17 protein-coding genes and 1 rRNA gene are annotated in these 14,743 nt (G+C 39.5%); 11 read left to right on the forward strand and 7 right to left on the reverse strand.

The window, feature by feature from the left end:
• Position 1 precedes the first annotated feature (1 nt).
• Together HPE63_RS04925 and HPE63_RS04930 are read left to right on the forward strand one after the other, a co-directional pair.
• Positions 2-2,470 carry a carboxypeptidase-like regulatory domain-containing protein gene (locus tag HPE63_RS04925; protein ID WP_188313100.1) on the forward strand — a complete coding sequence of 823 codons (2,469 nt, stop codon included), beginning with the start codon at positions 2-4 and terminating at the stop codon, positions 2,468-2,470.
• Positions 2,471-2,501: 31 nt separating this feature from the next.
• Complete coding sequence (locus HPE63_RS04930; protein ID WP_188313101.1) at positions 2,502-3,161, forward strand: hypothetical protein; 660 nt, start codon at positions 2,502-2,504, stop codon at positions 3,159-3,161.
• On the opposite strand, the gene HPE63_RS04935 is transcribed toward HPE63_RS04930, so the two are convergent.
• Positions 3,158-4,306: a cysteine desulfurase family protein gene (locus HPE63_RS04935; protein ID WP_188313102.1), complete on the reverse strand. Its 1,149-nt coding sequence runs from the start codon at positions 4,304-4,306 to the stop codon at positions 3,158-3,160. The genes HPE63_RS04930 and HPE63_RS04935 overlap by 4 nt on opposite strands.
• Positions 4,307-4,408: 102 nt before the next feature.
• Here HPE63_RS04935 and HPE63_RS04940 point away from each other — a divergent pair, with 102 nt between their 5' ends.
• Positions 4,409-4,912, forward strand: a complete 504-nt coding sequence (locus HPE63_RS04940) for a hypothetical protein (protein ID WP_188313103.1) — start codon at positions 4,409-4,411, stop codon at positions 4,910-4,912.
• Between the two features lie 3 nt (positions 4,913-4,915).
• Here the strand turns inward: HPE63_RS04940 and HPE63_RS04945 are convergent, their stop codons facing one another.
• Entirely contained in the window at positions 4,916-5,464 is a 549-nt protein-coding gene (locus HPE63_RS04945; RefSeq protein WP_188313104.1) for a Smr/MutS family protein, read from the reverse strand.
• Positions 5,465-5,578: 114 nt separating this feature from the next.
• Between HPE63_RS04945 and HPE63_RS04950 the strand changes: the two genes are divergently transcribed.
• The 3 genes from HPE63_RS04950 to HPE63_RS04960 are packed head-to-tail and all read left to right on the forward strand — an operon-like array spanning position 5,579 to position 6,507.
• Positions 5,579-5,827, forward strand: coding sequence for a DUF2752 domain-containing protein (locus HPE63_RS04950; RefSeq protein WP_317172899.1), 249 nt, complete (start codon positions 5,579-5,581; stop codon positions 5,825-5,827).
• 16 nt (positions 5,828-5,843) lie between these two features.
• A complete protein-coding gene (locus HPE63_RS04955; protein WP_188313106.1) occupies positions 5,844-6,170 on the forward strand; it encodes a CCC motif membrane protein in 327 nt (108 codons plus the stop codon).
• A gap of 25 nt (positions 6,171-6,195) precedes the next feature.
• Positions 6,196-6,507: a CCC motif membrane protein gene (locus HPE63_RS04960; RefSeq protein ID WP_188313107.1), complete on the forward strand. Its 312-nt coding sequence runs from the start codon at positions 6,196-6,198 to the stop codon at positions 6,505-6,507.
• A 48-nt stretch (positions 6,508-6,555) separates the two neighbouring features.
• On the opposite strand, the gene rocD is transcribed toward HPE63_RS04960, so the two are convergent.
• Positions 6,556-7,833, reverse strand: coding sequence for an ornithine--oxo-acid transaminase (gene rocD / locus HPE63_RS04965; RefSeq protein ID WP_188313108.1), 1,278 nt, complete (start codon positions 7,831-7,833; stop codon positions 6,556-6,558).
• 160 nt (positions 7,834-7,993) lie between these two features.
• Positions 7,994-8,380 carry a DUF6768 family protein gene (locus tag HPE63_RS04970; RefSeq protein ID WP_188313109.1) on the reverse strand — a complete coding sequence of 129 codons (387 nt, stop codon included), beginning with the start codon at positions 8,378-8,380 and terminating at the stop codon, positions 7,994-7,996.
• A 412-nt stretch (positions 8,381-8,792) separates the two neighbouring features.
• Here HPE63_RS04970 and rlmD point away from each other — a divergent pair, with 412 nt between their 5' ends.
• The 3 genes from rlmD to HPE63_RS04985 are packed head-to-tail and all read left to right on the forward strand — an operon-like array spanning position 8,793 to position 11,473.
• Positions 8,793-10,202: a 23S rRNA (uracil(1939)-C(5))-methyltransferase RlmD gene (rlmD, locus tag HPE63_RS04975; RefSeq protein ID WP_188313110.1), complete on the forward strand. Its 1,410-nt coding sequence runs from the start codon at positions 8,793-8,795 to the stop codon at positions 10,200-10,202.
• Positions 10,203-10,206: 4 nt separating this feature from the next.
• Entirely contained in the window at positions 10,207-10,698 is a 492-nt protein-coding gene (locus HPE63_RS04980) for a DUF6452 family protein (protein WP_188313111.1), read from the forward strand.
• The gene (locus HPE63_RS04985) at positions 10,679-11,473 is read left to right on the forward strand and encodes a DUF6048 family protein (RefSeq protein ID WP_188313112.1); all 795 of its coding nucleotides are present in this window, start codon (positions 10,679-10,681) and stop codon (positions 11,471-11,473) included. Before HPE63_RS04980 ends, HPE63_RS04985 begins: the two co-directional genes overlap by 20 nt.
• Positions 11,474-11,563: 90 nt before the next feature.
• On the opposite strand, the gene HPE63_RS04990 is transcribed toward HPE63_RS04985, so the two are convergent.
• A complete protein-coding gene (locus tag HPE63_RS04990; protein ID WP_188313113.1) occupies positions 11,564-12,727 on the reverse strand; it encodes a THUMP domain-containing class I SAM-dependent RNA methyltransferase in 1,164 nt (387 codons plus the stop codon).
• Positions 12,728-12,817: 90 nt separating this feature from the next.
• On the opposite strand from HPE63_RS04990, the gene HPE63_RS04995 reads away from it, so the two are divergent.
• Both HPE63_RS04995 and HPE63_RS05000 read left to right on the forward strand, forming a co-directional pair.
• Complete coding sequence (locus HPE63_RS04995; RefSeq protein WP_188313114.1) at positions 12,818-13,489, forward strand: ZIP family metal transporter; 672 nt, start codon at positions 12,818-12,820, stop codon at positions 13,487-13,489.
• Complete coding sequence (locus tag HPE63_RS05000; protein ID WP_188313115.1) at positions 13,490-13,927, forward strand: DUF4268 domain-containing protein; 438 nt, start codon at positions 13,490-13,492, stop codon at positions 13,925-13,927.
• Between the two features lie 12 nt (positions 13,928-13,939).
• On the opposite strand, the gene trhA is transcribed toward HPE63_RS05000, so the two are convergent.
• Both trhA and rrf read right to left on the reverse strand, forming a co-directional pair.
• Positions 13,940-14,572, reverse strand: coding sequence for a PAQR family membrane homeostasis protein TrhA (gene trhA, locus HPE63_RS05005; protein ID WP_188313116.1), 633 nt, complete (start codon positions 14,570-14,572; stop codon positions 13,940-13,942).
• 89 nt (positions 14,573-14,661) lie between these two features.
• Positions 14,662-14,743 (reverse strand): 5S ribosomal RNA (rrf, locus tag HPE63_RS18665); the annotation flags it as partial.

The raw sequence follows: 14,743 nt of genomic DNA on the forward strand, positions 1-14,743 counted from the left end.
TTTGAAGTGTCTCAAGATAGCTTTACTTTCATTTTTACTGTGTCCATATCTTCAAATTAAGGCACAGACCGCAACAATTACAGGAGTTGTATTCGATGAAAATAATAATCCCTTATCAGAAGTAAATATCGTTAGTACGGATAGTGGTACTTCAACAGATCTTAATGGCTATTATATACTGCACATTGTTGCCGATCAAGAAAACCGCATTGAATTCTCCCACTTAGGGTATAAAGCCGTAGTCTTGGAGGGCTTGATCCTTAAAACTAATGAAATCTATGAGTTCAACCCTGTACTTAGCACCAAAATAATGCAGATCGATGGGGTAACCATTTCAGCGACAGGAGAAAAAAAAGTAGACGGAATCACAAGTATTTCTCCAGGAATGGTGCGACAAATACCAGGTGCGAATGCCGGAGTCGAAAATATCCTTAAACTTCTTCCCGGGGTCTCATCCAATAATGAACTGAGCACACAATTTTCCGTACGTGGAGGTAATTATGATGAAAATCTGGTCTATATCAACGAAATCGAAGTCTATCGCCCATTTTTAATCCGTTCAGCCCAACAGGAAGGCCTTAGTATTGTCAATAGCGATCTAATACGCAAAGTGGAATTTTCCCCTGGTGGTTTTCAAGCGAAATATGGGGATAAGCTCTCATCGGTTTTAGATATCACCTATAAAAATCCCACAACTTTTGGGGCCCAAATGGATGTAAGCTTATTGGGGGCTAGCCTGGCCTTGGAAAATCTTTCAACAAACAAAAAACTCTCTTATATTACAGGTGCGCGATACCGCAACAATGGTCTATTGGTGAACAGTCAACAGACGAATTCAAATTTCAATCCAGTGTTTGCCGACATTCAGGGCTATGCCACCTATCGCCTGTCAAAAAAACTTCATTTTAATATTTTAGGAAATGTAGCGATCAATGATTATCAAAATGAACCTTTGGATAGGCAGACGAATTTTGGGACGCTTTCCGACCCTAAGGCCCTTGTAGTTAGGTATGCGGGCAGTGAAAACAATAAGTATGCAACTGCTCTAGGGGCAGTCAAGGCCAATTATTTCTTGAATGAAATGGTTACCCTGAAACTCATTGCCTCTCTTTACCACACTACGCAAGAAGAATATTCCGATGTGATCGCCCGCTATGCCTTAGGAGGTATAGATACTGACTTGGGGAGCGAATCTTTGGGCGAGGCTACATCGGTAAGGGGCGTAGGCGGGCAATTCACTAGGGCCAGGAACGAATTGGATGCCCTGATTTTCAATTTGGAACAACAAGGTGTCTTGATCAAAGGGAGGCAAAAACTGCAATGGGGCCTAAAATTTACACATGAAGACATCCGAGACCAGTTGCGCGAATCTGTTTTTTTGGATTCCGCCGGTTTTTCCATTCGCCCACCATTGCCTGAATATGTAAACAACCAACCGGAAATCCCTTTTTCGGAAGCCCTCGTCCCCTATCAAGGTATCTCGGCAACAAACTTCATAAAAACCAATAGATTATCGGCCTACACCCAGTTCAGTGAAAGTAGGTCTTATAATTTAGGGGAGATATACTATAATCTAGGTGTAAGAACCCATTTTTGGAGGGTAAATGGTCGGCAAATTGAAAAGTCCGCACAGCTGGTTATCAGTCCCAGAGCCCAGTTTGCCATTAAACCGAAATGGAAAAAAGACATGCTTTTCAGGACTTCGATCGGTGTTTACCACCAACCCCCATTCTATAGGGAATTAAGGGATGGAACAGGAACGGTACAGCCCGAGGTAAAAGCCCAAAAATCAATCCATTATGTATTGGGCAATGAATATGGTTTTTTGCTTTGGGAGCGACCTTTTACATTGATCAGTGAAGCATATTATAAACAATTGAGCCATGTAAACACGTATACTTTAAACGACGTGCGTATACGATATACAGCCAACAACAATGCCAAGGCCTATGTATATGGTGCAGAGATCCGATTGAACGGCGCCTTTGTCCCTGGTACCGAATCTTGGGTGAGCCTAGGGTATCTGAAAACCGAGGAAAACAGCGATGATAGGGGCTATATTCCAAGGCCCACCGATCAGCGTCTAAAATTGGGAATACTTTTCCAGGATTATGTGCCTACCATACCGAATTTAAAAATGTATCTCAACTTAGTTTATAACACAGGAGTGCCAGGGGGATCGCCCACATATGCCGATTCTTATATTTTTCAGAATAGATTAAGGGATTATAAACGTGCCGATTTAGGAATTTCCCATATTTTTGTAGGTGCGGAAAAAAAATATCCCGAGAACCATTGGTTGCATAAGTGTAAAGAATTGAGTGTTGGCTTTGAGATCTTTAATCTATTCAACAATCAAAACTCAATTACTAATACTTGGATCCGGGATGTCGAAAGTAAAAATGAATTTGCGATTCCGAACTATATGACGAGTCGGGTTTTGAACCTCAGACTTAAAATACGGCTTTGATTGGAAGATGCGGCCGTCAAAAACTGGTTTAATGAAAAAACTTTTAGTATTAGTGCTCTTTTTGGGTGGTATCATGGTAAGTGCCCAAAAAAATATTTATGAGCATAAGAATTTCGATGATCTTAGTGAGAACCATAAGGTTTTGGCAATCCTTCCCTTTCTCACCAATTTGGATTTGAAGGATGAAGTATCGAAGAATGAAGTAAAACAACTGGAACAGAAAGAGGGTTATGTGGTACAGAACGCCTTGGAAACTTATTTTTCCAAAAGAAAAAGAAAGAAAAAGTTTTCGGTAGAATTCCAGAACACAAAGAACACGAATGCCATTCTTTCCCAGCACAATATCACCTATGAAAACATCGATGTGTACACTATAAAACAACTTAGTGGGATATTGGAAGTCGATGGGATAATAAGTGGTAATATGGATATCAATATACTACTCTCAAAAGGGGTTCCAACAGAATTCAGTCTCATGGATTACTTTCGAGGGGATTCTAATTATGGTAGGATCGGGATAAAGATAAGTGATGGCGGGTCGGGCAAATTACTCTGGAAGTATGAGAAAAAAATCGACAAGAAAACAGGGAAAAACACCTATGATCTTATTGATAGGATGATGAAACTGGCCGCTAGAAAATTTCCGTATGACCGTGAGAAGAAAAAGGATCGGAACAAATCACGGATTTAAACCTTCATAAATTCCTTTAAAACCCTAATGGTATAATCCAGCTCCTGGGTTGTATTATACTTTGAAAATGAAAATCTAAATGATGGTTTTTTAAGGTCCTCTGCGCCAACCACTTCTTTTAATACATGCGAACCCATATCGCTACCCGATTGGCAGGCACTTCCTTGGGATATGGCAATCCCCTTAATATCCAAGTTAAATAAAAGCATTCTCGCCTTTTCCTGGCTAATGGGCAAACTAAGATTTACCAAGGTATAGGTACTCTGGTCTAAAGAACCTGAATGTCCATTAAACCCCACACCGGGAATGCTTTGGGTAATGGTATCGATAAAATATTTCTTGAGACCTAATACATAATTACGCTCCTCGTCAAGATTGCCATAGGCCATTTTAAAGGCTTCTTCCAAGCCTACGATATTGTGTACGGATTCCGTACCCGCCCTTAGGCCTCTTTCCTGCCCACCTCCCGATATTAAAGGCTTTATGCCTGAATTTCTTCGAATAAATGCAAAACCAACACCTTTTGGGCCATGGAATTTATGTGCTGAGGCAGCCATAAAATCAATGGGTGTTTTTTGAACATCGATTTCAAAATGTCCGATGGACTGTACGGTATCTGAATGGAACAAAGCATTATTTGCCTTGCACGATTCGGCCACGGTATCAATAGGCAGTAAATTGCCGATTTCATTATTCACATGCATGAGGCTTACCAATTTTTTGGTATCATCTTCTTGCAACAATCGGTTTAAATGAGAGAGTTGTGGATTACCATTTCCATCAAGATCAACATACTTCAAGGCTATACCAAATTCAGTGGCTAAATCTTGGCTGGTATGAAGTACTGCATGATGTTCTATTTTTGAGGTGATGAGGGTTTTTACGCCTATATCCCGAACGGCACTCTTGAGAACCATATTATCGGCCTCGGTGCCCCCGGAGGTAAAAATAATTTCGGAAGGGTGTGCCTTCAATTGTTTGGCAATGGCTTTCCGCGCTTGTTCCACTGCTGTTTTGGCCGTACGTCCATACCCATGGATAGATGATGGATTCCCGTAATAACCAGACAATGCTTCTTGCATTCTTTGAATGACTTCCTCCCTAATTCGGGTTGTGGCGGCATTGTCTAAGTAAACATTTTCCATGGGTAGGCACAGTGCTAAAAACGAGTCAAAAATAACCGAATAAAATGTAAAATCTATCCCAAAGAAGATAAACTTGTTGTTTATTTCCTTTAAATTTGGGGCATGAAGCACCTATTCGTTTTATGCATTTTTGCCCTGCTCTTGTCCTGTGATGATGGGGATCTGCAAATTGATACCATCGATTTTGATAGTGTGGCCATAGAGGATTGTGGTGATGTTGCCGTTGGTCAGAGCAATGTTCTATTTAAAATAAATGATGATGAGGCTTTGATCCTTGTTTTACCGAGTGGCGCGCTAAAGAACGAAGTTTCCGAAACCACGATAACAAGCGATGTGCCAAGTGGTTCAACATTGACCTATCGCCTATTCTCCGATACTGTTGATGACGACTATTTTTGTGACCAAATTCCAGTAACGTCTCCAACCGTAATCGATGAAATTGAGGCTGAAGGTGGTTCTATTCTCATTAATACCACGACGGAAGATTCCATTACATTTACGCATGATATAAGCTTAAGTGAGATTACCTTTATCACCTCCAAAGATCAGAGGATTACCGATTTACAGATTAATGATTTCGGTACGGTTACCACTACAGTGGAATAAAATTCAACTATTTTGATAAATATACACTTCCGTAGCTCCCAACCCGTATTTTTGATAATCGGCATCATAGAATTTTAGATTATCGTACCGTCCAAAAAGATAGTTCAGTTCTTCCTTTAAAACCCCCTCTCCTACGCCATGAATAAATACCACTTTCTGGATACGTTTGCGCATGGCAAATTCCAATTGTCGTTTGGCCGTATCCATCTGCAAATTCAGCATTTCATGATGGCTCATTCCTTTGGATGATTTTACCAACTGATTAATATGCAGGTCCACTTCCATAGTTGGGGAATTTCGTTCTTTAGGTTTTTGTACCGATGGTCTTTTTTTCTTGGCAATCGCTTCCTCGGACTTGACCTGGGCTACTTCAAAATTGGAAACCTTGATGGGACTGTCACCTGAAATCTTTACTAGTTCATTGGGCATGAAATTCAGCATAAAACCATCCTCTGACTCAATGGTAATTTCATCATTGAAAACGGCAACTACTTTCCCATGCATCACCTCGTCTAGAACCTCTACCCTATCACCTACTTCAAAAAGCGCCATAATTTTATTTTATACCCCAAAAATAATGGTTATTTTTCCCTAAGAATTGGAATTTGGGTAAAAATGTATCTGTCCACTTTTATATTTTTTCTAGAAAGCTATATGCTTCCATGTTTGAATAAAAAATTCTTCGGAATCGATTGTCCAGGCTGTGGGGCACAACGCGCATTCTCATTGTTGTTCCAAGGTGAATTCGCTGCTGCCTTTGAAATGTACCCCGCTATTTTTACGATTATTCCCTTACTGGGCTTTTTATTGGCCGACAATTTTTTTACAATTAAATATTCAAACAAGATTATTATTACCTTAATGGTTTCAAGTGTAGTATTGATCCTTGGAAATTATATTTTAAAATTTTTATAACCAAACACTTTAATTTATGGAACAACAAAAATTACCTAATGTTACTATAGCAATTGTCCTTTCAATTGTTTCATTTTTCTGCTGCTGTCTTAGTGCTGGGATTGGTGGTATATTACTCTCCGGTATCGCCTTATTTTTAACGAAAAAGGATGAAAATCTATATAAACAGAATCCTGAAAACTACAGTAATTTCAGTACATTGAAAACGGCAAAAATCATAGCTATTATAGGTCTTGTATTGGGAGTACTCTCCTTGATCTGGACGGTATACTCCGTACAACAAATGGGCGGTTGGGATGCCTATATGGAACAAGTTCAGGACATGATGGATCAATGGCAATAACCAAACAACCGATTAAATAATAAATATGAATAAAGAAACCTTACCGGGTTCAGGGAACGTACTGACCTTCGGAATATTATCGATTGCCCTCACCTTGCTTTGTTGCGGTCCCTTTGGTGGAATATTTGGTATAATTGCCCTTTCCCAGGCGAAAAGTGCCGAACGCCTTTTTAATTCGGACCCTAACAGATATTCAGGATTTGAGAATGTAAAGACCGGAAGAATATTGTCTTACATTGGTATTGCCCTTGCTGCAATATTGCTGGTCTTCACCATCATCTATTTTGGGGCATTGGCCGCTATTATAGCAGGATCTTCGTCTGAGTGGGGATTATAATTAATGTGACATAAAAAATCCCCTGAACGAATTGTTCAGGGGATTTTTTTATTTTTCAAACTCTTTAATTGTTTTTGAGATTATTGAAATACAATCCAATAACTCATCCTTGGTCATCACCAATGGTGGTGCGAAACGTATGATATTGCCATGGGTTGGTTTGGCTAAGAGTCCGTTCGCTTTCATTGCCATACATATGTCCCATGCCGTAGAACTATCTTCAGAATCATTGATTACAATGGCATTCAAAAGGCCTTTACCGCGAACCATGCTGATCAAATCGGACTGATTGATCAATTTTTGCATTTCCTCCCTAAAGAGATTGCCGAGGACAAATGCATTTTCTGCTAGTTTTTCCTCTTTAACAACATCCAAAGCAGCTATGGCCACAGCACATGCCAAGGGGTTGCCTCCAAAAGTAGAACCATGGTTTCCAGGGCGTATTACCTCCATCACCCCATGATCCGCCAATACGGCCGATACCGGGAAAACGCCTCCAGAAAGGGCTTTCCCTAATATTAGGATATCGGGTTTTACCTCTGGCGTTTCACTACAACATTTGTCGGGACAAGAGCAATTACCACAAGTGGCCAATAACCTTCCTGTCCTTGCAATTCCCGTTTGGACTTCATCAGCAATAAACAATACGTTTTTCGACTTACACAATTTGTAGGCTTCACTTATATAATTGTCATCAGGGACAAAAACACCAGCTTCCCCTTGAATTGGTTCCACTAAAAATGCAGCTACATTTTCATCTTTTAGGGCTTCTTTCAACGCATTGAGATCATTGTACCGAATAGAAACCATTCCTGGTGTAAAGGGCCCAAAATTTTCCGTGGCAATCGGATCATTTGAAGCTGAAATGATGGTTACGGTCCTCCCATGGAAATTATTATGACAAACAATGATCTTGGCCTGATTGGTTGGTATACCCTTTTTCTCATAGCCCCATTTGCGCGCCAATTTAATTGCGGTTTCAACCGCTTCGGCCCCCGTGTTCATGGGCAATACCTTGTCAAAACCAAAATACTCCGTAACATACTTCTCATATTTTCCGAGCATGTCATTATAAAATGCCCTTGAAGTCAAGGTTAATTTTTCTGCCTGGACCTTTAAGGCATTAATGATTTTGGGATGACAATGCCCTTGGTTTACTGCGGAATAGGCCGATAGGAAGTCATAGTATTTATTTCCTTCCAAATCCCATACAAACACGCCTTCCCCTTTACTTAGAACTACGGGTAATGGATGATAATTCTGTGCGCCGTACTTTTCCTCCAAAGCAATAGCTTCTTTTGAACTCATTTTTTCTAAAACCGACATGATAAAAATTACTTTAAATAAAACTTCAGTAATTCCTTCTGCACCTTTATCCTTTCGAAGATTCGAAAATTCAGCGTAGGAGAGAAATCATCCTTTGTAGAGCTGCTAAAATACAAAATGTTATGACATTGTTGAAATATTACATTTAGGTCATATAAAACTATGCGTCGAGCTTTCCCGAAATTGTTGCTACTTGGAGTTCCAATCTTTTCAATTCCCTCAAAATGTCATTTTTGTCCATTTGCATCCAAAAATAAAGTTTCAACATCCCCATGAAAATCATACATAAGAAACCTGCAGATGCCCATTTAATAAGTTCGTTTGTCTCGGTGGTCCCAAAAAACCGGAACATACAATAAATGAACAACCCGAAAATCACTAAGTACACAATGTTCATGACTATCGCAAGCCACCCTACTTTACTTTTATAGACTTCGCCCAATTTCCCGATTAGATTTTGTTCTTCTAATTCATCATAGAATTTTGCCTCCTCCTGATTAAGTGTTTTTTTAATTAGTTCGTCGATTTTTTCCTTTTCTTTCTTCATGATATATGATTTAAAAATGTTTCTATATAAAAACTTCAATCGATTGTCGGATTATGATACGCATCGCCGAGCTCGAAAAATAGTGACATCTCTTAGCGTATATAACTTATTAATGATGGTTCCCCAACAATCGTGTACGACATCCTTTCAAGCTTCAATATCGTGCAGAAACCAATAAGCATGGCTATTATGTTTTCTATGGTGCCTTTTGGCCAACATGCCCAAAGCGTGCCTGTCATCAGCTTGAAATTGCAACACCAACAGGCATCAAAGATTTTGTCAGGAGTCATGAATTGTTTGTTCTAACCTATTGACAGTAATATGTCGGAAAGGTTAAATTTTTATGATTTTTTTATAGTATTCCCATTAAAGATAGGGGTAATAAATGCAAACCTATTAGTACTTTTGCGCCATGCGTAAAAAGAATAAAAGGGTTGTATTTGAAAACATTGAGGTGTTGGATGCAGTGGCCAAAGGTAAAACCATAGGCAAGGCTCCTGACGGTAGGGTTATTTTTATGACGAATACCGTCCCTGGCGATGTGGTTGATGTGCAAACCACCAAAAAGCGTAAGTCCTTTTTTGAAGGGGTGGCCATCAATTTCCATTCGTATTCCAATAAACGTATTGAGGCAAAATGTGAACATTTTGGCATTTGTGGTGGCTGCAAATGGCAACATATGGCCTATGATCACCAATTATTCTATAAACAGCAAGAAGTGGAGAACAACCTGAAACGAATCGGGCATCTGGATTTGCCGATTACAAACCCCATTTTAGGCTCTAAAGACCAGTATTTCTACCGGAATAAAATGGAATTCTCCTTTTCCGATAGCCGCTGGTTGACTTTGGAAGAAATTCGATCCGATGTTGAAATCGAGGATAAAAATGCATTGGGATTCCATATTCCCGGGATGTGGGATAAAATTTTGGACATAAAAAATTGTCATCTTCAAGCAGACCCATCCAATGCCATACGTTTGGAAGTCAAGGCATTTTCAGTAAAGAACAAGATTACTTTCTTCAATCCACGAAAGCAGCATGGTATGCTTCGGACCTTGATGATTCGTACTTCCTCTACTGGAGAGATCATGGTTTTGATTCAGTTTTATGAGGAGGACAAGGTTAAAAGGGAACTGTTATTGAATCACTTGGCGACGGTTTTTCCAGAAATTACGTCCTTGCAATATGTAATCAATAAGAAACAGAACGACACTCTTTATGATCAGGAAATTCTCTGTTTTGCCGGTCGAGATCACATCATTGAAGCGATGGAAGGGCTACAGTTCAAAATCAATGCCAAGTCATTTTATCAAACTAATTCGGCACAAGCGTATGAATTATATAAAATAACACGCGATTTTGCCGGACTCACCGGAAAGGAGCTGGTATATGACCTCTATACAGGTACAGGCACCATCGCCCAATTTGTTGCTAAAAAAGCTAAAAAAGTCATTGGTATCGAATCGGTACCTGAAGCGATTGCAGATGCAAAGGCGAACGCAGCCAATAATAATATCGAAAATGTAGATTTTTTTGTCGGTGATATGAAGAATGTATTCAATGAAGCGTTCATCAAAACCCATGGGCACCCCGATATTGTTATTACAGATCCTCCTAGGGATGGCATGCATAAGGATGTTGTGCAACAAATAGTTGACATCGCTCCCAAGAGAATCGTATATGTAAGTTGTAATAGTGCCACCCAAGCTCGGGATTTGGAGATGATGAAACATAAATATAAAGTGATCAAAGTACAACCCGTTGATATGTTTCCCCAAACCCATCATGTAGAAAATGTTGTACTTTTGGAAAAGCTCTAGCCAGATGAATAAAATTAGAATTACCTTTTTTATTGTATTGGGTATCATTTCATTCGCTGCCTGCGAAAAAGATGATATTTGTGTTGATGGCGATGAGCCCTTGCTGGTGATTCGGTTCTATGACATAACCGATACCACCGAATTCAAAGATGTTACGAATCTTGAGGTGAGGGGCCTTATATCCCCTGATACTTTGGATGTGATTTCCAATGCCGATTTGGATTCGATCGCGATACCCCTTCGGGCAGATGCTTCCTTTACATCTTTTGTAATCTCCCGCCAAGAATCAAGTGATGATACCGAGAATATTGATGTTCTTACCTTCAGCCATGGGACCAAGGACGTATTTATTTCCCGTGCCTGCGGATTTATTGCCAATTATGAAAATCTAAGCTCCGAATTAACAACTGATTCGGATAACTGGATAGAAAGTATCGAAATCGTTAATACTACCATAGAAAATTCAGACACAGCCCATGTTAAGATATTTCACTAGCATAAGTCTTCTGATTTGCGTTTTTACAGGATGGGCACAAAATGAACCCATTGATTTGCAGCCCAAGGATTCCGTTGTACATAAACAGTCGTACGGTTTAAGGGTAGGGGTCGATTTGAGTCGAATTATTATTTCCCAGACCAGTGACGATTATTCCGGTTTTGAAATCGTTGGTGACTATAGACTTTCCCAAAAGCTTTACTTGGCCAGCGAAATAGGAAATGAAGAAAGGACCAGACAAGAAGACCTCTATAATTTCACCACTTCTGGTAGTTATTTGAAAGTTGGGGTAGATTATAATACCTATGAAAATTGGTACGGCATGGACAATTCCATATTTATTGGTGGTAGGTTCGCTCTAAGTAGTTTTAATCAGACCTTGAATAATTTCCAATATTTCAATACTGAAAGATATTGGTCTGAAAACGATTTTGCCATGGGTTCCGATGTGGTCAGTGAATTTGACGGATTAAATGCTTCATGGTTAGAGTTTGTGTTAGGTTTAAAAGCGGAATTATTTGCCAATATATATTTAGGCGGAAGTGTTCGAATCGGCTTTCTGGTCAGCAATAAGGAAGATGACAATTTCCCAAATCTGTTTATTCCGGGGTTTAACAAAGTTACCGAAAACAGCAAATTCGGGATTGGATATAATTATTCGATAACCTATATGATTCCCTTATATAAAAAGGCGAACAAAAGTAAGAAGACAAAACCAACGAAGGAACAAGAACCTGAGCGACCCGAAAGACCGGGGAACAAACCACAAAATTGAATCTTTTTTTGTGTGGTCTACATCGAATCAGATTATAGATTTCACTAATTCCTTCGACGAAAAATGATTTCAACACAACAATTCTTGTCGCTACCCCTTATTTTGAAATTTGGCCTTTTTACTCCCCTCATACATCACATATTTGACCAATCGGGATTCTAATTGACTATTGAAAACCTTTATTTTTCTAGATGGTCTTAGGCCTACAAATTTAAGTGCCTCTAAATTCGAAGTAATGAACCATGCATCGGTTCCTGGGTATTCCTGTTTTAAAGTATCACCGATCGATGCATAAAATTCTTCCATTTCCAAATCCAATCGTTCCCCGTATGGTGGGTTAAAAACCATATGCAAGTGATTATCGGTGAATTTCGTGGACTCAAAAAAGCTTTTACGTTCCACATGGATATATTCCGAAAGGTTGGCATTGGCAATATTATCAATTGATTTTCTCACCGCCGATGGGGCTGTATCATAACCCACGATTTTATGGTGAAACTCCCGGGTTTTATTCAAACTACTATCAATGATCTTTTGAAAGAGTTCCTCATCGAAATCATTCCATTTCTCAAAGGCAAATTCCTTTCTATTGATATTTGCCGGAATATTACAAGCGATCATCGCTGCCTCGGTCAAAAAGGTACCACTGCCACACATGGGGTCTAAAAAATCGGATTGACCGTCCCATCCGCTCAACAATAACAATCCAGAGGCCAAGACCTCGTTGATCGGGGCTATGTTGGTCGCCGTTCTATACCCCCTATGGTGCAACGACCGTCCAGAACTATCCAAGGATACATTACAATGTTCTTTATGGATATGAACATTGATGCGCATATCAGGAAATTTAACATCCACATTAGGTCTTTGCCCATTGGTATCCCTGAACTTGTCAACAATGGCATCCTTTACTTTCTGTGAAACATAGAGCGAATGGGTAAATTCATCGGAAAACAACGTCGTATCTATGGCAAAGGTAGAATCGGTGGACAATACTTCGGTCCAATCCATTTGATAGATTTTCCTATACAACTCATTTTCATTTCGCACCGTAAAAGAATGTATGGGCTTAATGATTTTAATGGCTGTACGCAAACAGAGGTTGGCCTTGTACATAAAACCGGTATCCCCATCGAATGAGACGCTGCGGACACCTTCAATAACATTTCCAGCCCCGAGATTGCGTAATTCCTTGGCTAAAAGCTCCTCAAAACCAAATAAGGTTTTGGCCACCATTCTAAAATTATTGTTCATATGCATTACAAAGATTGAGACAAAAATACAGTATTTTTGCGCCATCCATGACAGGTGGATTAATTTCGTTTTGCACCTAAACCAGTATTAATGACTTATGTATTGCTTATTCTCGGGGTGTTGTTAAGTTTTGCCTTTGTATACTTAGTAAAACCTACAAACACCGGTAATTTTAAGCTCTTACTAGCCTTTAGTGGAGCATTTTTGCTGGCCTTGACCATTTTTGAACTTTTTCCATCAGTCTACGAAAAATCGGATTCAAAAACCATAGGGGTCTTTATAATGCTTGGCATTTTATTACAGATATTCCTCGAGTTCTTTTCCAAAGGGGCAGAGCACGGCCATGTTCATTTTGACATTGAAAAAACCAATTTTCCATGGTTGTTATTTATAAGTCTTTCCATTCATTCATTATTGGAAGGATTTCCAATTGAGGAACATGGAACTATTCTCTACGGTATTCTAATCCATAAAATACCTATCGCCATTATCCTGAGCATATTCCTTTTGAACTCCAAAATAAAAATGGTAAATGCCCTGCTATTTATGGTCTTCTTTTCGTTAATGACCCCTTTAGGCAATTACATCGCTTCCAATTTTGAGTTCGCCACTACATTCTATGCGCCAATTACAGCACTGGTAATCGGTGTTTTTCTGCATATTTCCACCGTTATTCTCTTTGAAAGTTCTGAAGGACATAAATTCAATTTGAGAAAACTGGTCGTGATTTTTATGGGAATAGCAATCGCTTATGCCCTTTAGATGTTCAGCAGGGAAGAATCGAAACAATTGCGTCATGATTTCTGGATTGCCTTTGGCAAATCTTTCCCACATAAATGGATCTTGTACGACACCAAAACAAAAGGCCTTTCCCTCAAATTCCATTTTGGCTTGAAAAAGGCTATGGTCTCTATAGATATAGAACATTCGGACTTGGCAAGAAGAATGGAATTATGGGAAAAACTAATTTCTTTAAAATCTATTTTGAAAGAAGAATACCTGCCAGAAGCTATTTATAAAGACTCTTTCTTGTTGGAAAACCAAAAGGAGATATCAAGGATTTATGTTGAAAAATCAGATGTTTCCATACATAATAAGGATACCTGGCAGGAAACCATGGTATTTATGGAAACACGGATGTTATTATTGGAAGCGTTCTTCGTTGAGTACCGTGAATTGGTCGGTGGAAAATTCGATTGATACTATCGATTGTCAAACCACATCAAGGTAAATATAGAACCAATGACTAAAGGCGCCCCCAAGTACAAATAGATGCCATATAAAATGGTTATATGGTATACTTCTCCATGCATAAAAAACCGTTCCCAGGGTATAAAAGGCGCCTCCCAAAAAAAGCAACCTTACTCCCCTTTCCGTTGTATGTACCATGAGATTTTGGAAGTCTATTACAATCAGCCAGCCCATGGCAAGATATAAGAGTAGGGACAAAACCTCAAATTTACCAGTAAAAAATATCTTTAATACGATTCCTAGGGCCGCGATAGCCCACACTATATAAAACAGCAACCATCCATTACTATTTTGCAAGGTAATCAAGGCGACTGGGGTGTAGGTGCCGGCAATCAATAAATAGATACTTATATGGTCTATTACCCTAAATTTCCGTTTTAAATCCGGATCTGAAACCGAATGGTAGAGGGTGGAAGCCAGAAATAGCAATACAAATGAAATACTGTAAATTACAATACTGGTCTGGGCATATGCTGTCTTATCGGAATTGTGTTGTAATAGGAAATAACATCCCAATATACCCAGTATGGCGCCAAGGGCGTGGGAGATTGCGTTTAGTTTTTCCTCGGTATGGTATGATAATCCCTTTGTCATAATGGTACTTCATCTTTCAGGGACAAAAATACGAATTGGCGGTATGTTCCCATAAAAAAAGCCCCCCGCATTGCTGCGGGGGGCTTCAAGGAAGGCGGCGGCCTACTCTCCCACCTGGTGTGGCAGTACCATCGGCGCAGACGGGCTTAACTTCCCTGTTCGGAATGGTAA

Source organism: Maribacter arenosus, from assembly GCF_014610845.1.
GTDB lineage: Bacteria > Bacteroidota > Bacteroidia > Flavobacteriales > Flavobacteriaceae > Maribacter_A > Maribacter_A arenosus.